Origin of the sequence: Campylobacter concisus (genome assembly GCF_002913945.1) — a bacterium.
Classification (GTDB): Bacteria; Campylobacterota; Campylobacteria; order Campylobacterales; family Campylobacteraceae; genus Campylobacter_A; species Campylobacter_A concisus_P.
In genome coordinates, this window is record NZ_POZK01000035.1 from 114,251 (window position 1) to 133,198 (window position 18,948).

At 35.2% G+C, this 18,948-nt stretch carries 19 protein-coding genes; 5 read left to right on the top strand and 14 right to left on the bottom strand.

The window, feature by feature from the left end; translation table 11 throughout:
- Window positions 1-15: 15 nt before the first annotated feature.
- The 6 genes from CYP64_RS08210 to CYP64_RS08235 are packed head-to-tail and all read right to left on the bottom strand — an operon-like array spanning window position 16 to window position 5,674.
- Complete coding sequence (locus CYP64_RS08210) at window positions 16-555, bottom strand: hypothetical protein (RefSeq protein WP_103649370.1); 540 nt, start codon at window positions 553-555, stop codon at window positions 16-18.
- Window positions 552-1,871, bottom strand: coding sequence for an ATP-dependent DNA helicase (locus CYP64_RS08215; protein ID WP_103649371.1), 1,320 nt, complete (start codon window positions 1,869-1,871; stop codon window positions 552-554). The genes CYP64_RS08210 and CYP64_RS08215 overlap by 4 nt, the downstream gene beginning before the upstream one ends.
- Window positions 1,872-3,881, bottom strand: coding sequence for a bifunctional C40 family peptidase/M15 family metallopeptidase (locus tag CYP64_RS08220; RefSeq protein ID WP_103649372.1), 2,010 nt, complete (start codon window positions 3,879-3,881; stop codon window positions 1,872-1,874).
- A complete protein-coding gene (locus tag CYP64_RS08225; protein WP_103649373.1) occupies window positions 3,878-4,372 on the bottom strand; it encodes a chemotaxis protein in 495 nt (164 codons plus the stop codon). The genes CYP64_RS08220 and CYP64_RS08225 overlap by 4 nt, the downstream gene beginning before the upstream one ends.
- The gene (locus CYP64_RS08230) at window positions 4,365-4,811 is read right to left on the bottom strand and encodes a DUF523 domain-containing protein (RefSeq protein ID WP_103649374.1); all 447 of its coding nucleotides are present in this window, start codon (window positions 4,809-4,811) and stop codon (window positions 4,365-4,367) included. The genes CYP64_RS08225 and CYP64_RS08230 overlap by 8 nt, the downstream gene beginning before the upstream one ends.
- Window positions 4,808-5,674, bottom strand: a complete 867-nt coding sequence (locus CYP64_RS08235; protein WP_103649375.1) for a D-amino acid aminotransferase — start codon at window positions 5,672-5,674, stop codon at window positions 4,808-4,810. The genes CYP64_RS08230 and CYP64_RS08235 overlap by 4 nt, the downstream gene beginning before the upstream one ends.
- Before the next feature lie 105 nt (window positions 5,675-5,779).
- Between CYP64_RS08235 and CYP64_RS08240 the strand changes: the two genes are divergently transcribed.
- Window positions 5,780-6,286 carry a hypothetical protein gene (locus CYP64_RS08240; protein WP_054196475.1) on the top strand — a complete coding sequence of 169 codons (507 nt, stop codon included), beginning with the start codon at window positions 5,780-5,782 and terminating at the stop codon, window positions 6,284-6,286.
- Here CYP64_RS08240 and CYP64_RS08245 read toward each other — a convergent pair.
- The 3 genes from CYP64_RS08245 to rsmH are packed head-to-tail and all read right to left on the bottom strand — an operon-like array spanning window position 6,265 to window position 9,424.
- Window positions 6,265-8,214, bottom strand: coding sequence for an FUSC family protein (locus CYP64_RS08245; RefSeq protein ID WP_103649376.1), 1,950 nt, complete (start codon window positions 8,212-8,214; stop codon window positions 6,265-6,267). The two genes, CYP64_RS08240 and CYP64_RS08245, sit on opposite strands and share 22 nt — an antisense overlap.
- Window positions 8,205-8,498: a hypothetical protein gene (locus CYP64_RS08250; protein WP_103649377.1), complete on the bottom strand. Its 294-nt coding sequence runs from the start codon at window positions 8,496-8,498 to the stop codon at window positions 8,205-8,207. Before CYP64_RS08250 ends, CYP64_RS08245 begins: the two co-directional genes overlap by 10 nt.
- Before the next feature lie 2 nt (window positions 8,499-8,500).
- Window positions 8,501-9,424, bottom strand: a complete 924-nt coding sequence (rsmH, locus tag CYP64_RS08255; protein WP_103649378.1) for a 16S rRNA (cytosine(1402)-N(4))-methyltransferase RsmH — start codon at window positions 9,422-9,424, stop codon at window positions 8,501-8,503.
- Between the two features lie 127 nt (window positions 9,425-9,551).
- On the opposite strand from rsmH, the gene CYP64_RS08260 reads away from it, so the two are divergent.
- From CYP64_RS08260 to ftsZ, 4 genes are all read left to right on the top strand, one after another.
- On the top strand, window positions 9,552-10,139 hold the full coding sequence (locus CYP64_RS08260; RefSeq protein WP_084108231.1) for a class II aldolase and adducin N-terminal domain-containing protein: 588 nt from the start codon (window positions 9,552-9,554) through the stop codon (window positions 10,137-10,139).
- 139 nt (window positions 10,140-10,278) lie between these two features.
- Complete coding sequence (locus tag CYP64_RS08265) at window positions 10,279-11,736, top strand: peptidylprolyl isomerase (protein WP_103649379.1); 1,458 nt, start codon at window positions 10,279-10,281, stop codon at window positions 11,734-11,736.
- A 6-nt stretch (window positions 11,737-11,742) separates the two neighbouring features.
- Window positions 11,743-13,170, top strand: a complete 1,428-nt coding sequence (gene ftsA, locus CYP64_RS08270) for a cell division protein FtsA (RefSeq protein ID WP_103649380.1) — start codon at window positions 11,743-11,745, stop codon at window positions 13,168-13,170.
- A 14-nt stretch (window positions 13,171-13,184) separates the two neighbouring features.
- On the top strand, window positions 13,185-14,324 hold the full coding sequence (gene ftsZ, locus CYP64_RS08275; RefSeq protein WP_103649381.1) for a cell division protein FtsZ: 1,140 nt from the start codon (window positions 13,185-13,187) through the stop codon (window positions 14,322-14,324).
- Between the two features lie 66 nt (window positions 14,325-14,390).
- On the opposite strand, the gene CYP64_RS08280 is transcribed toward ftsZ, so the two are convergent.
- The 5 genes from CYP64_RS08280 to purH form a co-directional block, all read right to left on the bottom strand.
- Complete coding sequence (locus tag CYP64_RS08280; protein WP_103649382.1) at window positions 14,391-14,684, bottom strand: metal-sulfur cluster assembly factor; 294 nt, start codon at window positions 14,682-14,684, stop codon at window positions 14,391-14,393.
- Window positions 14,685-14,687: 3 nt separating this feature from the next.
- Entirely contained in the window at window positions 14,688-15,878 is a 1,191-nt protein-coding gene (locus tag CYP64_RS08285; RefSeq protein WP_103649383.1) for a peptidase M50, read from the bottom strand.
- A 1-nt stretch (window position 15,879) separates the two neighbouring features.
- A complete protein-coding gene (locus tag CYP64_RS08290) occupies window positions 15,880-16,218 on the bottom strand; it encodes a hypothetical protein (RefSeq protein WP_021090578.1) in 339 nt (112 codons plus the stop codon).
- Window positions 16,219-16,291: 73 nt separating this feature from the next.
- Window positions 16,292-17,332, bottom strand: coding sequence for a peptide-methionine (R)-S-oxide reductase MsrB (gene msrB, locus CYP64_RS08295; RefSeq protein ID WP_084108245.1), 1,041 nt, complete (start codon window positions 17,330-17,332; stop codon window positions 16,292-16,294).
- Window positions 17,333-17,412: 80 nt separating this feature from the next.
- Window positions 17,413-18,945, bottom strand: coding sequence for a bifunctional phosphoribosylaminoimidazolecarboxamide formyltransferase/IMP cyclohydrolase (gene purH / locus CYP64_RS08300; RefSeq protein WP_103649448.1), 1,533 nt, complete (start codon window positions 18,943-18,945; stop codon window positions 17,413-17,415).
- Window positions 18,946-18,948: the final 3 nt, after the last annotated feature.

Below are 18,948 nucleotides of genomic sequence, written 5' to 3' on the forward strand. Positions count from 1 at the left end.
TTTAGCCAAATTTACTCACTTCTCCCCAAAGTCTTTTCCAAATTCTTGAACATTATTTAGATCAATAGGCTTTTGAACTACATCATTTGGATCTGGCGAGATGATGATCTCATTGCCTTTTTTCTTCTTTTCTGGTTTTGTTACAATCTCTTCATTGATACTTGGATCGGAGCATAAATTTTGGCTTTTTATTGCTTTTATAATCTCGCTTAGCTCAAGATTATTTATCACTTTTATATTTAAGATAAGCACATCATCGATATCAAGAGAGTGCTTTTTGGCTGCGTATTTTATGAAAAGCTCTTTAAATTTCTCTTTTCCCATTGAGGTTAAAATATCTTCCACGTAAAAGCTGCCAACTATTATGTTTAAAGCATCAAGCACATACGCTTCATTTTCTTCAACATCACGTCCGACAACTTCAAGGTTCATATTTATCTTTTTTGTTAAATTTTGTCCAGCTTTTGAATAAATATCTGTTTGAAAATCTCTTACTTTTAGCACGTCTGCAAATGCAAAAACACAAAAAGTAAGGCTTAAAAATAGCTTTTTCATAAATTCTCCTTAATATGCAAAAATACGTTTTCTTGGTAAAATTTCTTAACTTCGTCGTCAATTTTAACCACTTTTCTTAAATGCTGCCTAAAATCACTTTTTTTATCATAAAAAAGTTTTAAATTTTTAGGACTTACTGCACGAGAAAGTGCGACGTAGAGTTGTCCTTTGGCAAAAATATGGTTGATATTACAAATGAGCGAGTTTATGCTCATTCCTTGAGATTTGTGGATGGTTAGAGCGTAAGCAAGCTTAAATGGAAACTGATAGAGCGATGCCTGTACATTTTCTTCGATCTCATCTTCGTTTAAATTTAACGAACTAAATATATAAGCGGCTTTTTCTATCTCACAAATTTCGCCGCTATCTTTTTTCACGATCACGCTTGAGATGATGCCATTTTCTTTTAAAATTTGCATGATCTTGCCTTGCTCACCGTTATAGTACTCACCCCATTTATTTGACGTAAAGATAATCTTAGCGCCTATCTTCATCTCCAAATCCCTTGAGATATTTAGTGTATTTGCCCACTTTTCAAACTCTTTTTTATCTAAATTTTCATCCAAAATGCTCACATCTGAGTTTGAAATTTCAAGTGGCGTGCCAAGTTCTGAAAGCCTTTTTTGATTTAGCATTTCAGCCTCGGCATTTCTACCAAAAAGCACACTCGTATCATCATCTGGCTCTATCTTGGCCACTCTTAAACTCTCTATATAGCTCATTATCTCATCATCTAGCTCGCCTACTCGCAGTCTAGAGAGAATTTCATAAAATTTAAGATCATTTGTGCGTTTTGAGACTAGTAGCTCAACATTTGTAAATTTCATATCCTCCCACGCACTGGAGTTAAAAGCGTATAAAAAATTAAAAAGCCTATTTTCGTTTTGCTCCTTTTGCACTGGCGGAAGCTGATAAAAATCACCCACTATAAGCACCCTGCCTTTAAATTTGGAAGTAAGTAGACGGTATCTTATCATCTCCATTAAATCTGAGCTCACCATTGAAATTTCATCAATTACAAGCAGATCACATGCATCAAGCATATTTCTTAGCTTGCTTAGTTTGTCTTTTTGATGATAGTCAAAGCGCCTTAGCTCCTCATAGTTCTTGCAGTAGCCAAATTTAAAAAAGCTATGTAAACTAACTCCTCCAAGACTAACAGCACTTATGCCAGTTGAGCCAAGGATTATGACGTTTTTAAAATTTTCTTTGTAGTGTCTGACGACAGAGGCAGTTAGATAGCTCTTGCCAACGCCTCCACCACCAGTTAAAAAGACATTTGAGTGAGATAAAATTTCTAAAATTTGTTCTAGCATCTACTCAAACATCTCTGGGCGATACTCAAAGTGCATCGTATCAAAGTGCTTCCAGCGTCCACCCCAGATAAATTTATGTTTTTCAAAAACACGCACTATCTTTTCAGGAATGAGGTTTTGGTAGCCATTGCTCCACTGCCAATAGTGGCTCTTTTTCACATTTATATCGATCGCAATGCCGTAGCTGTGCGGACTCAAGCGGTTTGTCCCAGTGATCACTCGCCACTTAAATGTTCCACCTGGATTTTTTAAATATTCAAGCAAGCTCGCATCACTTTTTACCATATCGTTTAGCTCATTGCTTACGTCTTGCAAAGCAGCTGCGGCTCCATTTTTAGAGTTAAATGGTAGTTTTAGCGCAAGGCTATCTTTTAGCCAGACAACGTCGGTCAAATTCGCTTTTACTTCACTCTCGCTTGAGCCATAAATTTTGCCTAAAAATTCATAATTTCTACATCTGCCAGCATCGCTTAGTGCAGTGCTAAGTGGCGAAAATGCAGCGTAATCAAGCGCATTCATATCCTCTATATCAGCACCGATACTACACTCATCATCTTTTTGTTTAAAGTCATCATAGACAAATATTGTTCCATCACCGAATTTGACCAGATTATCCTCAACCTTAACATCATAAGCTCTTTGTAAAGCTGAAATTTTTCTAGCTTTATCGCTTATTACATTTTCAGGCTTTATCACATTTATAGAATCGACCTTTGAAATAAGCAAATTTGAGTTTTGTATATCGCTTCTGTTTTGTCCGATGTTTAATGTAGTTACTGCCGTAGCACCGATTAACGCTCTGCCGTTATTTTCGGTTTTTAGTCCCCAAGCATCATGCACCACGTAGATATCATCGCCCTTGTACCCAGCATAAAGCATGATATGCCCTGGCAGATGCACGAGTGTAAGATATGGCACACCTTTTTCTTTTATTTCTTTTGTCTTAGCGGCGTTACTAAGTCCTTTTAGATCAAATTTTTGCCCCATATTTGCTTGAGCTTTTGAGTTTCTAGGTAGCCACACGCCAAAACTAGCCAACAAATCTTTGGTAAAAAGCGAACAATCTCTTAGCTTATCTACCCCACCCCAACCATAAGGCTGAGTAAGAAGGGAGCTAATAAGTGTTTTTAGATTTGAGTCATTAAATTTAAGAGGGAAAAGAGCACCAAAAGACTTTGGCAACACAAATTCTCTTAAGAGATTTCTTACATAAATTTTTCCGTAGTAATTTTTACTATCCTGCGCCAAAACAGGCAGTATCGCTCCAACTCTTGAATAAAACAAGAAATTTCCGGTTTTATCATAAACTGGCATTTTATCCGTTTTTATAGTCACAAAACTTGACTTTTGGTAGGCATTTACCTCATCATCGCTTATAAATTTTATATCATCGACCTTTACCCAGCCCCAAACCGCATCATCGCTAACAAACGCCCAAGCCCTGTCTTTAGAAAGATGTGAGACAAAAAGTGGATGAGCGATGCTTAGGGTTGATTCTTGCAGATAATCAAACGGATAGCCCTCACCTGGAGTTTGCGGATTTAAAAATATCGGCTCATCGGTTGGAAAATTTCTTAAAGCTGTATTTGCCGAAGTTAGGGCATAAGCAGAGATGCTTGAAAAAGCTGAAAAATTTGCATTGTCCTTTTGTGCGTCAAACCAGCTTTGAGGTATCTGTCTAAAATTTGAGCCAAAATACTTTCTCTTTTCGCTTGGTTTATATATATTAAATGCCCAAAAAACATCGTTTGGATTAAATTTTACGCCCCTTAATGCAAAAACCTTAAACCTTCTTTTTAAAATTTCTTCTTGGTCAAAGCTTGCACTTTGCATATTTTGCGGTAGTGACGAGGCATCTTGCTTCATTTCAAAATCAAGCAAACTAATGCGTTCATTTGGCTTATATACATTTTCATCTGGTAAAGAATTTTGCACACTTGGCTTTGGCTGGGTCTGCGAACATCCCAAAAACAAAGCAACACTAAACGCTAAAAATATACCTTTTTTCAAATTTTTTCCTTATCCTTAAAAATAGCTTCTACAATTAAAACAAAAATATAAAACATCTTTTCATCGTTGTTTTTACAAATTTGCTTCATAGTCTCATTATCGCTTTTTACTTTTATGTCATTTGACCTTAAAATTTCTACAATATCAGAGCCAAATTTCTTTGAAAGATTGCCCACTTTTACATCATTTAGAGCGTTTAAAAATCTAGTAGTGTTACAATCCATCTGCACTGGCTTGTGATTTAAGATATTTTTAAACTCAAGGCTTAGCTTCTTTAACTTTTTCTTCTTAACATAACTATGAACAATCGTCAAGACAACCAAACTAAAGCCAAAGAAAATGTGTAAATTCAGCGAATTTTCACTCATCTCCCCATTCAAGAAAAGAATGCCGCTCATAAAAAGACCGATCACACAGATAAAAAGCAACAACAAGATGATGTACTTGAAAATTACCTCAAGCATAATATTGTCTTTTAGCCTATCAAACATCAAGCCCTGCTATCTCATCTTCGCTGTAAACTAAAATTTCATTTTCTTTTAGCAGTTTTACTGTGATGCCATCGCCTAAAATAAGCCTCTTACTAAAGCTTCCGTCATAAATTTGCCCACTTCCACAACTTGGACTTTTTGATTTTAAAATAGCCTTTTTGCAGCCATTTAGTTTGGCTATCTTTAGGCAAATTTCTGCTCCTTTTTTAAAATTTTCACTCACATCTTTACCTGAAAATTTACAAATAACTGCACCATTTTTTATCTCAGCTGGCTCTCTTGGCGTGCTAAGTCCACCATAAACTTCAGGACAAACAAAAAGCAGATGAAATCTCTTTGAAATTTCATCTAAAACATCTTTATTTAAGAGATTATTTTCGCCGTTAAATTTACAATTTATGCCGACTAGGCAAGCACTTATTAAAATTTTCTCTTTCAAAGCCCGGCTTCTTTTAAAAGTTCACTAGCATAAATTTCACGAAGTTTGCTTGAAATTTCTCCTACTTTTGCGCCATTTATCGCCTTGCCATCAGCATAAACGACTGGTAAGAGTATGAGCGTCGCAGCCGAGATAAAGACTTCATCAGCACTATAAACTTCATCCATGCTAAATTTTCGCTCCTCTATCTTAAGGCCGATATCTTTAGCAATCTTTAAAAGTCTCATTCGGCGAATTCCTGGCAAAATTTCATTTGAAAGTGGTTTTGTGATTAGAGTTTTATTCTTGATAATAAAAGCACTTGAGCTACAGCCCTCTGTGACAAAGCCATTTTCCACCATAAAGCCCTCATCTGCACCTTTTTTGTGAGCTTCATTTTTAGCGTAGCACTGAGCCAGAAGTGAGATAGACTTGATATCACGCCTTTTCCACCTGATATCCTCGACACTTACGACTTTTATGCCAGTTTTTGCAACAGGATTGTTTAAAATTTTACTCTCGTAGCAAAAGATAAAGACGCTTGGTGTTAAATTTTCCATAAAATAGAAATTTCTAAACGCCACACCTCTTGTTACTTGCATGTAAATTCCGCCCTCTTTCAAGGCGTTTTTAGCGATTATATCGTTTAAAATCGCTTCAAATTTTTCCTTTTCGTAGGGCAAACTTATATCTATTTCATTTAAGCTTCTTTCAAATCTCGCCCAAAATCCATCTTTATCAACCATTTTTGAATTTATCACAGGCACAACCTCATAAATTCCATCGCCAAATATAAATCCTCTGTCAAAAGCACTAACTTTTGCCTCGTCTTTTTGCAAAAATTCTCCATTTAAAAAGACGGTTTGTAAAGCTTGATCTGCCATTTTTAGCTCCTTAAATTTTGGGCAAATTGTATCTAATTTTGTTTGAATTTATAGATTCTTAGATATAATGAGACAAAAATTTCAAAGGTAAAAAGTCTATAAAAAATGCAAGAAACTTTAAAAGATAGAATCATAAAAAACGTTTTTTTTGTTTCAAAACAGCCAGTTTTATTCAGGGATCTACTTGAAGCAAATGCCCTTTTTAACGAAGGTATGCTAATAGACGGAGCAAAGTTAAATTTTAGATTTAACCACATCAAGCTCTATCAGATTTACGCACTTATCTGTTTTGTCATTTTATTTCCATTGTTAATCATCACGCATCATTTTTTAGCAAAAACTGACGCGCATATATCGATAATAGCGACTGCTGTCGTCACTTCGGCCGTTTTCATTGGCTTTGATATGTTTAAAGTTTGGGCAAGAAGAGAGATGAGTGAAGAGCTTATAAAAAAGGCTTGGAGCGTGCATTTTCCATATTTTGCCTACGAAAAATACTCAAGCAAGGTTGAAGAAATTTATAACACCGCTCTTAAAAATGATGTTTCAAAAAAAGATTTAGAACAATATATATATGAAAAGCTAATTTCTCAAAAAGAGAGCGCTGAGTAAATTTCATTTTGCCCTAAAGTAACTCGTAAAATTAACTTTTTAGCGTTTTCGTCTTTGCAAAGTAGTTTCGCTTCTATATCACTTATAAAGTAATATGGAAGCTTCTTGATCTTTTTATCTAGCATTAAAAATCTATCTGAGATGATTTTTACATCATTTTGCAAGGTGTTTTTCTCTTTTAACTCGTCTAAGTTTAAATAATTTCTAAGTTTAACCAGATCGCTATTTATATCATCAAGCTTGCTAGCTATAAATTTTGCATTTTTCATACTATCATTGTCTAAATTTTTACTAACTTTGATAGCGTAGTTTAGCTCATTTAACGATCCCAAAACCCCTTTTTCATCCGTGCTAAAAGCATCTTTGTTTGATTCATTTAGAGAAATTTGCACTAAATTTCTAAAACACATCAAGGCACTGCTTAAGCTATCTTTTATAGTTGTATAGTCATTTTTCCTAGTTAGCAAATATGTGACAAAAACTATCACAAAACCAGCCGCCACATCAAGTAATCTATCAACCATAAGAGCCAAAAAGTCTCTTTTTATAAGCGAAAAAATGGCTGTAAATTCAAACATAAAAGCCGTTGCAAAGACAATTTGCTTATAGGCTTTAAGGTAATAAACCAAAAACATACCGATAAAGACAACCACGTAAAATGCGTATGATTCACCCATAAATTTCACAAAAACAAGTGCGATAAAAAAGCCGATAACTCCGCCAAGAAGGCTATCTCTGCCAGCATTTTTTAAAGCATCTTCGTCGCTTTTGTTTAAGCTCATCACAGCTATGGCGATCCAAATTCCATGATTTATATGCATAGCCTGCGCTATAAAAATGGCTAGCGACATACAAATGGCAAGTCTTAAAGACTCTTTTAATATTTCATTTTTTAAATTTATCTTTTTAAATGCCTCTTTTAGCGTGATCTTTTTTGTGTTATTAAAAGAGAGCTTATCCTCGCCGCCTTCTTTTATAAGCAAAAATTTATCATAAAGCACACCAAGCGAGCTTGCAAAAATTTTAAAATTTGAGTTTTTAGCTAAATTTAGCGCTTCAAATTTTAGCTTTGGAGTTTGATTTTTAAAGATATTTTTAAGTTCAAAAAGATTGTAAGCGATCTCATTTTTTACCTCATTTAAAAGTGCTTTATCATCGATCCTTTCAAACGAAGCGCCTAACGTTCGAAGCAAAACGGCGATCTCTTCAACTTTATAAAAATAAAATAGAGCCTTAGCTTGATTTCTAACTAGCTTAATATCTTTTATCTTTAGACTTTTATTTGCGAAAATTTCTTTTGATTTGTCGATCAAACTCATCAAATCTGCGATACTTGCATAAAAATGGCTCGTGCCAAGTGCTTTGCTCGATAAGATGGCGTTGTCTAGTAAAAAGCTGATACTCTTTTTAGTAAATTTACCGTATTTGCCAAAGTTTTCAAATTTTATGATGATACTTAGCACGCCTGCAAGCACCAGACCGCCGATGCTTTCAACCACATTTAGCCCAGCGGCCGACTTTGTGACAAAGGCAACTAGCCCCGTTGCATTTACAGCGAGTAAAATTTTATTTAAATTTGAGCTATAAATTTGACTAATGCCTACCATAAATATCCAGACAAATACGATAAGCGAGAGCCAAACGCCAAGGCTGATAAATGGAGCAACAAAGGGCATAAAAGCGCAAGAAAGTACGATATAGAGTAGTAAAAATGCAAATTTGCTCCTATCTTTGCACTCAAGCTCGCCAAGAAAGAAGATGCCCATCGTGATATTTACAGCCATGATGGCACCACTTAAATGAAAGAAGTGAAAGCACAAAAAGCAGTTAAAAGCTATGGTTGTGGCAGCTTTTAGCGAGTAAATGAGCTGGAAATTTGCAGGGTCGTAGTGGTGGATAAAACTTTTAAATTTCTTGATTATTTCCATTGACGCTCTTGTATATTGTTTAAAATTTGATTTTTATAACGCAAATTTTCAAGCTTTATGCTAAGAGCTCTGTTTTCTTCAAGAAGCATATCTCGTTTGCCACTAATGTCGGCGATATCTCTACTTATATAATAAATTTGATTTGCTATGTAAATTTTTGGCAAAAATATAGCTAGAGCTATAAAAACAGCTAAATAGACCATCACTAATGTCTTAAAGCTTAAATTTACCTCACGTTTTTGCTCCTCGTCGTGAAGCGTCAACAGCTCTTCTTTTTCTTGCATCTTTATCCTTTTATCTTAAAAACTCGAAGTTTTGCGCTCTTGCTTCGTGAGTTTTGCGATAGTTCGCTTTGGCTCGCTGTTAGTGGCTTTTTGGTTAAAATTTCTCCTAGTTCGTGATTGTTTCCGCATTCACATCTATAAACACCAGGTAGGCAGATACAGCTATTCGCCCATCTTTTAAAGCGCTCTTTTACGATCCTATCTTCAAGCGAGTGAAATGTAATAATCGCCACAAGACAATCTTTAAACCCACATTTTTCTATACTATCAAGTAAATTTGTTAGCTCATCTAGCTCACCATTTACCTCTATCCTAATCGCTTGAAAGGCGAGTATCGCAGGACTAACTCCGCGCCCTTTTATCTGGGCTGTACCTATTAAATTTGCAAGCTCTTTTGCACTCGTTATCTTGCCAAAATTTCTAGCATTTATAATCTTGTTTGCAATCCCGGCAGCATTTTTTAGCTCGCCATAATCTCTAAAAATTCTAACCAACTCGTCAAAAGAGTATCCATTTACAACGTCATATGCGCTAAAATTTCGCTCTTTGTCCATGCGCATATCAAGCGTGCTTGAGCCAAGACTAAAGCCCCTATCATCTTTATCTATCTGAAGCGAGCTAACACCAATGTCAGCCAAAATTCCCCTAACATTTAAAATTTCTTCTTGACTTAGCTTGCTAGTCAATTCAGAGAAGTTACTTTTATAAATTTTAACCCTACTACCAAATGGCTCAAGTTTTTTTAGTGAAAAATTTATAGCTTCGTTATCTCTATCACAGGCAATTAAATTTAAATTTTCGTTTTGAGATAAAATGGCACTAGAATGTCCGGCATATCCAAGCGTGCAATCTATAAAATTTCCATTTAAATTTTTAAAAAAAGATAGAACTTCATCAAGTAAAACACTGATATGTGGACTTTGCAACGCTGCCTCTTTATAGTAAATAGTGTGGAAAATTTATCGAAATTTTACTTAAAAAGCTATCATTACACAAAATTTTACATAAATTTTAAGATAGCTTAAATATAATCGCTTAAACGTAGGAGAAAAAATGGAGCTAGAACACTCAATAAATGAGATAAAAACGATATCACTTTCTATGTTTAGAAAGAATTTTTTTGGCGTCTTTCACGGCTCGATTTCGGCAAGAGTCGAAAAAAATCAATTTATAATCAATAAACAAAATGCCATTTTTGATAATTTAAAAGATGATGATTTGACACTTCTTTCATCAAAAAAAGACTATCGTTGGAATGAAGCTAGTCTTGATGCTGATATACACTTAAATATTTATAAAAATATAAATGAGGCAAGATTTGTTTGCTACGCGATGCCACCATACGCAACTGCCTACGCAATGAAACATGAAAAAATAGTACCGAAAGATTATTTTGGGTATATGAGATTTGATAAAATTTCAGTCTATGATCCAAAACAATATGATGACTGGTATGAACGTGCAGAAACTGAAATTTATAGATATATGCTAGAAAAAAACACAAACATTATTATCGTTAAAGGATATGGTATTTACGCATACAGTAGAAGCCCTCAGCTTCTTGCAAAAGAGATAGCTTTACTAGAAAATAGCTGCAAATTGCTTCATTTAACTAGTGGTTATAGCGATTATAGTATTTAAAATTTTTGCTAACAATACTAAAAAATTGTTAGCAAAATTCTTCACAAAGGTATTTTTAAAGCCCCTATTTTAAGCTTATTTAAGGCAATTTTATATAATATATCATACAAATTTCGTTAGTCTTTTAAAGGAAAATTTAATGTTGTCTTGGATGCAAAAACATAAAAAATACCTAGTTGTTACCATTTGGGTAAGTACAATAGCCTTTGTTGGAGCAGGCTTTGTAGGCTGGGGAGCTTATGATTTAAACAGCAATCGAGCCACCTCAGTAGCAAAAGTAGGACACAGAAATATAAGCATTCAAGAACTACAACAAAAATACGATAGCTTATATCAATACTATAACAATCTTTTCGATGGCAAATTAACACAAGAAAAGGCTAATGAGTTAGGCTTACAAAATGCTGCGCTTCAGGCTACAATTCAAGAGAATTTACTATTAAATTTTGCAGACGATATAGGTCTTAGTGTTAGTAAAGATGATATTTTAAAATATATAATCGCTGATCCAACATTTCAAAAAGATGGTGCTTTTGATAAAAATTTATACTACGATATTTTAAGAAGAGCTAGAATAAATCCAACTGATTTTGAAGAAAATTTAAAACTAACAATACTGCTTGATAAGCTTAGAACTATTTTAAATTTACCAGCCAATAAAGAAGACATTGCAATGATGGAAGCAAGCTTTTTTATGCAAGACAAATTAGCAATACAGATAATAAATGCTAATAAAAGTGATATAAAAATAGATGAAAAAGAGCTAAAGGATCTTTGGGAAACAAATAAAAACAACTATATGACAAAGACCATATACGGTCTAGAAACATACTTTATAGAGTCAAATAAAAATGATGTAAATCAAACTACTTTGAGCGACTACTATAACGAAAATAAGGAGAGATATAAAGGCTCTGATGATAAAATCAAATCATTTGACGAAGTAAAGACTGAAGTTATTAAAGACTACAATATCGAGAAAAGTAAGACTGATGCTTTAAAAAAATATACCTCTATCAAAAAAGCCGAGCTTGCAACAAATGAATTTGTTAGTGTAAATGAAGATAATGCGACATTCTCACTTGATGAAATAAAAGGTGCAAAAGTTGGTGAGGTCATAAAACCATTTACATATAAAGATGGATATTTAATAGTTAGGGTAAAAAGCATAACTCCTCCACAACCCATGAGTTTTGAACAAGCAAGAGCAATGGTACTTGAAATTTACAAAGATAAAAAGAAAAAAGAAAACTTAACAACTATGGCAAAAGAGTCTTTACAAAATTTCAAAGGAACTGATATAGGCTTTATTAGTAGAGATATAAATAGCTCTATCTCAGGACTAAATGAAAGTGAGACTAGAGCTTTTGTCTCTCAACTTTTTGAAACTAACAATAAAAAAGATTATGTTATATTAGAGGATAAGGCCGTTATATACGATATTTTGGAACAAAGGTTGCTTGTAGATAATATGGATAATAACTATAAGCAAATAACACAGCAAAACGTTACAATGCTTAAAAATAATGAGTTAATAAAAGATTTAACAAACAAACTGAAAAAATACTATGAAATTAAAGAATATATCAAAAGGTAATTTATCTTGAGTACAAAAATTTTAGGTATAGATATCGGCTCTTTCCAGATTTGTGCAGTAATAGCACAACATGATGAAAATGGTATTAAGATAATTGGAATTGGAACTGAAAAAACACAAGGAATAAGAAAAGGTGTTATAACCAATATTGAGCAAGCTGCAAAGTCAATAAAAAATGCATTAATAGAAGCACAAAGAGTTGCAGGAACACGCTATGAAAAAGTCATAGTTTCTATTTCTGGTGCGTATACAAAAAGCGTTGACAGTAGTGGTGTAGTAAATATACCAAATCATGAAATAGGTATAAAAGAGATCGAACGTGCTATGCAAATGGCCGATCATACAGCTGATATACCTCATGAGTATGAAAAGCTACATGTTCTTCCTTATAATTTTAAAGTAGATGGACAAGAACATATTGAAGATCCAATAGGCATGAATGGTAGTAGACTGGAAGTACAAACACATATTGTTACGGTACAAAAGTCATCTATTAGCAACCTGAGAAAAGCCGTAAATTTAGCAGGTGTTCAACTAGATAATATAGTCCTTTCAGGATATGCTTCTGCAATAGCAACATTAACAAAAGATGAGAAAGAGCTTGGTGCCGCACTTGTTGATATGGGTGGTGCTACTTGTAATCTTGTGGTACATTCTGGAAATTCTATAAGATACAATGAATTTTTACCTGTTGGCTCAGCAAATATTACAAATGATCTTTCTATGGCTCTCCATACACCACTTCCAAAGGCAGAAGAGATAAAATTAGGTTATGGTGCTTTAATAAATAAGTCAGTTGATCTAATAGAGCTTCCGATCCTTGGAGATGAAACAAAAAGTCATGAAGTTTCACTAGACATAATATCGAATGTTATATATGCCAGAGCAGAAGAAACCCTTATGGTGCTTGCTAAGATGCTAGAAGATAGCGGCTATAAAGATAGCATTGGTGCTGGAATAATACTTACTGGCGGCATGACTAAGCTAGAAGGTATTAGAGATCTTGCTTCTGCGATATTTGATAAAATGCCAGTTCGTATAGCAAAACCAAAAGAAATGGATGGATTATTTGAAATTTTAAGAGATCCAGCAAATTCTTGTGCTATAGGGCTTTGTTTGTATGGTGCTGGCAACTTTAGCCCATACGAAATTGATTCTGAGAAAAAAATGAGATACCAAGGGGAAATAGCCTCAAAACCGAAAGCAAATTTTAGAAATGTTTTTGTAGAAGAAGAAAACGTACAAAATTTTAGACAAGAGGTGCAGGATCCAAATGAAAAAGAGGATAGTTTTTCTGATAAAGATTTTGAATTAGAGATAGCAGATAAATCAAAAAATAAAGAAGAGCTTGCCAATATTGCAGATATTAGCAAACAAGAAAAAAGGCCAAATGCTTTTGCAAAATTTTGGTATAGTATTACACAATTATTTTAAGGAGAATTTCAAAAATGAGCAGCTTCACAGTAGAAGAAAATAAAAGCATCTATGGTGCAAAGATAAAGGTCGTAGGTGTAGGTGGAGGTGGTGGCAATATGGTCAACCACATAATAAGAGTTAATCCAAATTTAAATATAGATCTTATTGTTGCCAATACAGATGCTAAGGCCCTTGAAAATTCTCTTGCACATACGAAAATTCAACTAGGTGAGAAAACAACAAAAGGTCTAGGTGCAGGCATGAGACCTGAAATAGGAAAAGCTGCTGCTGAAGAGAGCTATGATGAAGTAAAAAGTGCACTTGAGACATCAGATATAGTTTTCATTGGTACAGGACTTGGTGGTGGAACTGGTACAGGTGCAGCTCCAGTAGTTGCTCAAGCTGCAAAAGATATTGGTGCACTAACAGTTGCAGTTGTTACTATGCCTTTTATGTTTGAAGGAAAAAAACGTAGAAAATTGGCTGATTGCGGCCTTGAAGAACTTAGAAAAGAAAGCGATTCTATTGTAGTCATTCCAAACGATAAACTCCTAACATTAATTGATAAAAATGCTGGTATAAAAGAAAGCTTTGAAATGGTTGATGAAGTACTTGCAAGAGCCGTCAATGGTATGAGTACGATCGTACTTGACTCAGGAAAAAGCGACATAAATCTAGACTTTGCAGATGTTAGAACGATTATGAGCCATAGAGGACTAGCTTTAATGGGTGTTGGCGAAGCAAGTGGCGAGGATGCAGCGCAAGAAGCTATAAAAAATGCTATACAATCACCACTTCTTGATAACATGACAATAAATGGTGCATTTGGTATTTTAGTTCATTTTAGAATAAGCCCTAGTTGCCCACTAGCTGATATCAATAATGCAATGAGTATTATTCATGAAGCAGCGGATGAAGATGCTGAAATTATATTTGGTACAACAACTGATGACAAAATAGAAGACAATAAAGTTGAAGTTACAATAATAGCAACAGGTTTTCAAAGCTCACAAAAAGAAGCTGAAAAAAAAGATGAAATACAAACTTCTAATGCAAGCGATATCATAAAAAAAGAGCGTATATTAAGACTTAAAAAAGTTAGTGGTGGATATGACGAAGACTATATGTCACAACTTGATGTGCCATCATTTATGCGCCATCAAATGGACTAATAAAAAACAAACTCCTTAAAATTTCTAGAGAGCTTTTGCTCTCTAGCAAATCCAAAAACTTAAAATTTAAACTCCAAGTTGGGCTTTTACAAAATCGCTTGCCATTTGTATATTCCACTCAGGCTCCCAGACAAGATCGATCTCGCACTCTTTGACACCTTCTATATCAAGCACGGCAGTTTCTACCCAGCTAAGTATCATTTCGTGCAGTGGGCAAGATTTGGTTGAAAGCGTCATAGTAACTTTTGCTTTGCCATTCTCATCGCAGCTCGCATCATATATAAGTCCGAGTGAAACGATATCAAAGCCAACTTCTGGATCAACGATATTTGACAGTGCGTTATAAATTTTTTCTTTCATTTTTTATCCTTTAAAACCAGTAAATCTAAAAATATTTATTATATTTATCGATAGCAAAACTATACTAAGAGCTATAAAAATCATACCTACTTGCACTAAAATTTCTAGTTCAAAGCAAGTTGAGAGAAGATAGCAAAGAAGCGAGATAGCATTAAAAGCTATACCAAAATAAGCTATCTTTTTTAGTATCATGGCATCAAGAAGTGGCACTTTTACCTTTCCGACAAAAGGTGCTACGTAGTGATACCATATGAGAAATGGTGCGATCTTGTAAAGATGAGCTACGATAAAAGCAAATAAAAAGCCATATATTAAAAAATATGCAGCTAAATTTAATTTGCCTAAAGCTATAAAAACAGCAGTACCAAGCAAAGCCACCAATGAAAGTACGATATTTACATTCCAGTAATCATACGCCTTTCTAACACGCTTTTTTAAAATATAAAGTGCTTGAGCTATAAAAAGTAAAGCTGCCACGCATATTGACAAAATAGATAAATTTTCATTAAATGCTAGTAAGATACCACCCAAAATATAGCATGCTAGTGAGGCTTTACTAAGTGTAAATTTTAGATCGTGAGCTAGCGCAAACATAGGTAGGAGTACGCTAGCAGCTCCAAGTATCACAAGAAATACAAATCCCAGCACAAAATAAACGTGAAATTTTAGTGTCATCTCAAAATCAAGCATCAGCGTGCCACTAAGTATCATAAGCAAGCAAAAACCAAGCGTTATTCCAATTACCAAAAAGATAGCTGAAACAAAAAGTGCAAAGGCCGCAAAGCTCTTTTTTTCATTATCCATAAAGCTTAATGCGTAAGTCGTTGCAAAAAAAGCGAGTGAGCAAAAAAGCAAAACTCCACTAATTTGTAAAATTTTAGCCTCAGCAAATAACATCCCGTAGCACATGCCCAGCAACGATAGACAAAAAATAGCCAAATTTAAAATAGCACCTTTTGCGGTAAAAAATGGCTTTTCTAAGATGACTGAGGTTAGCTGATAGAGCGCTCCTATGATAATACTTATAACAAAGCCAACAAAAAATATATGCAAAAAACCAGCTGTATTTAGTGAGCTAATAGCATCAAAATCTGCATAAAAGAATGCCGGCACACTTAATGCTAAAAAGAAAATTCCAGCAATAAAATATCCACCAACTAGCTTAAATGGTGGTGCATAAGTATTTAAAAGCATCTTAGTGACAAAGACTCGTATCTACGTCTTCTATGTTTGCACCGTCTTTTAGGCTAAAAATCATCTTTACAGCCCCACCATCTATATCTTCACGCTCTATGTCAAAGCTCTTATCTATCTTTGGTATAAGACCAGCTGGAAATTTATGATTTAGCATCATAATTTTTGTATTTTTATCAGCAAATTTAATAGCGATTAATGCATTGACCATTGGCTCTGGCGGTACGCAAGGACGTGAATCAAAACCAACAAAATTTACACCATTTTCATTAAATTTATAAAATGGTACGGTTGCACCATCGACATTAAACTGCTCCGCATTTTTGAAAAAATCACTCATTTTTTCTCCTTTTAATTTTGGAGAATTATACTCTGATTAAACTTTTTAAACTATTGATTTGCTTCAACAAAAGCTATTTTACGTAAGGTATAAATTCCTCGTATCCAAGTCTAGCCATATCTTCAAGCGGTATAAATTTTAGACTAGCTCCGTTTATGCAGTACCTTAGTCCGCCCTTATCGCTTGGTCCATCATCAAAGACATGACCAAGGTGCGCGTCGCTATTTTGTGACTTCACCTCAACCCTTTTCATCATAAACGAGTTGTCCTCCTTATATGAAAGAGCTGTTGTCGTTATAGGCTTTGTAAAGCTTGGCCAGCCACATCCTGCATCAAATTTATCTGCACTTGAGAAAAGTGGCTTTCCACTCGTTATATCTACATAAATGCCTTTTTGATCAAATTTATCATACTCACTGCTAAATGGCCTCTCGGTCGCTGCTTCTTGCGTCACGGCATACTGCTCGCTACTTAAATTTTTCTTTAGCTCATCTTTACTAAGTGGCTTAAATTTCGCCTCATCGTAAAGCGGTTTATCAGCTAAACCTAGGTCAATGTGACAATATCCAAAAGGATTTTTATCAAGATAGTCTTGATGATACTCCTCACCTAAGACGAAATTTTTAAGTGGCGCCACCTCAACCACGATCTTATCTTTAAATTTCTTTTGCTCTATCTTCATAAAGCTCTCTATCGTTGGCAGATCACTTTCGCTCACATAGTAAATTCCGCTTCTATACTGCCTACCAACGTCATTGCCTTGTTTGTTTAGCGAGGTCGGATCGATTACCCTAAAAAAGTGAGCCAAAATTTCAGCCAAAGCGACTCTATTTTCGTCGTATTTTACATAAAGTGTCTCAGCATGATCACTCTCATGAAGCTCGCGGTAGCTAGTATTTTCGCTCTTGCCATTCGCGTAGCCTACCTTTGTATCCACTACGCCAAATATCTTTTTAAAATATCCCTGCATACCCCAAAAGCAACCGCCTGCTAGATAAATTTCTTTTAAATTTTGCCCTGCCATCGTCTGCTCCTTTATAAGCTCATCTTTTGCCATCAAATTTAGACCAAAAAACACTGCTGCCATTAAGATAAATTTTAAGATCTTTTTCATTCTATCTCCTTTCATTTTTGAAAGATTATACGAAAATTAAAGTTATAAAGTGTGAAGAAAGGGGCAAGCGCCCCTAAATTTTAGTGTAAAAAGTGTCTAACGCCAGTAAAGTATAGCGACATGCCATGCTCATCAGCAGCCTCTATCACCTCATCATCTCTGATGCTGCCACCTGGCTCGATGACACATTTTACGCCGACCTTACTAGCGATGTCAATACTATCTCTAAATGGGAAGAACGCCTCACTAGCAAGCACGCAACCGCTTAGATCGATCTTTAGCTCTTTTGCTTTTGCCACAGCCGCACGAGCAGCATCCACACGGCTTGTCATACCCATGCCAATAGCCACCATAGCGCCATCTTTTACATAAACTACGCAGTTGCTCTTCGTTAGCGCAGCCACTTTCCACGCGATCTGAGCATCTTTTAGCTCGCTACCAGTTGCAAATTTCTTGCTCATTTGCTTCATATTTTCAAGCTCTTCGTCTTTTACATAGTCTCTTTCTTGAAATACAAATCCACCATCAACGTGCTTAAAGTCAAATTTATCATTTGAGCGAACTAAAAATTTATTGTCTTGAGTGAAAATTTTGATGCGTTTTTTACTCTCAAATACTTTAAGAGCTGCTTCATCAACATTTGCAGCGATTATTACTTCAACGTAAATTTCATTTATCTTTTTAGCTAGCTTTTCATCAAGTGTGCCATTTATTGCGACCACGCCGCCATATGCTGAGATCGGATCGCATTTTAGTGCAGCTTCGTAGCTCTCAAGCAAATTATCTTTTACCGCAAAACCGCAAGGATTAGCGTGCTTGATGATAGCCACAGCTGGCGCGTCATCAAAGCTAGTTGCAAGCATTAATGCGCCGTTTATATCGGTCATATTATTGAAACTTGCCTCACCTTTTAAGGCTCTAAAGTTGTTTGTGAAGAAATAATCAAACTCATAAAGTGCGCCTTTTTGGTGTGGATTTTCTCCGTATCTTGTGTCAAAAACCTTGCTTCCCACGATAAATCTAGCATCGCCAAAACCGCCATTAAATCTATCATTCATATAGTTTGCGATCATGCTATCATAAGCTGCTGTGTGCTCGAATGCCTTTATCATCAGCGATCTTCTAAACTCAAAATCATCACTTTTTTCTTTTAGGCGCTTTAAAATTTCATCATAATCAAGCACGCTTGTGACGATAAGCACGTCTTTAAAATTTTTAGCAGCACTTCTTACCATGGCTGGGCCGCCGATATCGATATTTTCGATAATCTCAGCAAAGTCATCAGTCCTGATGGTAGTCTCTTTAAATGGATATAAATTTACACAAACTAGGTCTATGCCCTCGATGCCGTACTCTTTTGCCTGAGCCACGTGCGTAGCGTCGTCACGTTTGTGCAAAATGCCGCCATGTATCTTTGGATGAAGCGTCTTTACCCTGCCCTCAAACATCTCAGGCGACGCCGTAAATTCGCTAACTTCAGTTGCTTTGACACCATTTTCTTTTAAAAGTTTAAATGTGCCGCCAGTTGAAAGTATCTGCCAGCCAAGCTCTTCTAGCCCCTTTGCAAACTCTACAATGCCCTCTTTATCGCTAACGCTAAGCAATGCTCTCATTTT

What these genes read in the sequence shown, in the direction of transcription:
- CYP64_RS08260 (WP_084108231.1), top strand. Translation starts at nt 9,552, where the DNA reads ATGGAGCTAGAACACTCAATAAATGAGATAAAAACGATATCACTTTCT.
- ftsZ (WP_103649381.1), top strand. Translation starts at nt 13,185, where the DNA reads ATGAGCAGCTTCACAGTAGAAGAAAATAAAAGCATCTATGGTGCAAAG.
- CYP64_RS08290 (WP_021090578.1), bottom strand. Translation starts at nt 16,218, where the DNA reads ATGAGTGATTTTTTCAAAAATGCGGAGCAGTTTAATGTCGATGGTGCA.
- CYP64_RS08235 (WP_103649375.1), bottom strand. Translation starts at nt 5,674, where the DNA reads ATGGCAGATCAAGCTTTACAAACCGTCTTTTTAAATGGAGAATTTTTG.
- msrB (WP_084108245.1), bottom strand. Translation starts at nt 17,332, where the DNA reads ATGAAAAAGATCTTAAAATTTATCTTAATGGCAGCAGTGTTTTTTGGT.
- CYP64_RS08250 (WP_103649377.1), bottom strand. Translation starts at nt 8,498, where the DNA reads ATGCAAGAAAAAGAAGAGCTGTTGACGCTTCACGACGAGGAGCAAAAA.
- CYP64_RS08215 (WP_103649371.1), bottom strand. Translation starts at nt 1,871, where the DNA reads ATGCTAGAACAAATTTTAGAAATTTTATCTCACTCAAATGTCTTTTTA.
- CYP64_RS08285 (WP_103649383.1), bottom strand. Translation starts at nt 15,878, where the DNA reads ATGCTTTTAAATACTTATGCACCACCATTTAAGCTAGTTGGTGGATAT.
- CYP64_RS08280 (WP_103649382.1), bottom strand. Translation starts at nt 14,684, where the DNA reads ATGAAAGAAAAAATTTATAACGCACTGTCAAATATCGTTGATCCAGAA.
- CYP64_RS08265 (WP_103649379.1), top strand. Translation starts at nt 10,279, where the DNA reads ATGTTGTCTTGGATGCAAAAACATAAAAAATACCTAGTTGTTACCATT.
- CYP64_RS08225 (WP_103649373.1), bottom strand. Translation starts at nt 4,372, where the DNA reads ATGTTTGATAGGCTAAAAGACAATATTATGCTTGAGGTAATTTTCAAG.
- CYP64_RS08245 (WP_103649376.1), bottom strand. Translation starts at nt 8,214, where the DNA reads ATGGAAATAATCAAGAAATTTAAAAGTTTTATCCACCACTACGACCCT.
- purH (WP_103649448.1), bottom strand. Translation starts at nt 18,945, where the DNA reads ATGAGAGCATTGCTTAGCGTTAGCGATAAAGAGGGCATTGTAGAGTTT.
- CYP64_RS08240 (WP_054196475.1), top strand. Translation starts at nt 5,780, where the DNA reads ATGCAAGAAACTTTAAAAGATAGAATCATAAAAAACGTTTTTTTTGTT.
- CYP64_RS08210 (WP_103649370.1), bottom strand. Translation starts at nt 555, where the DNA reads ATGAAAAAGCTATTTTTAAGCCTTACTTTTTGTGTTTTTGCATTTGCA.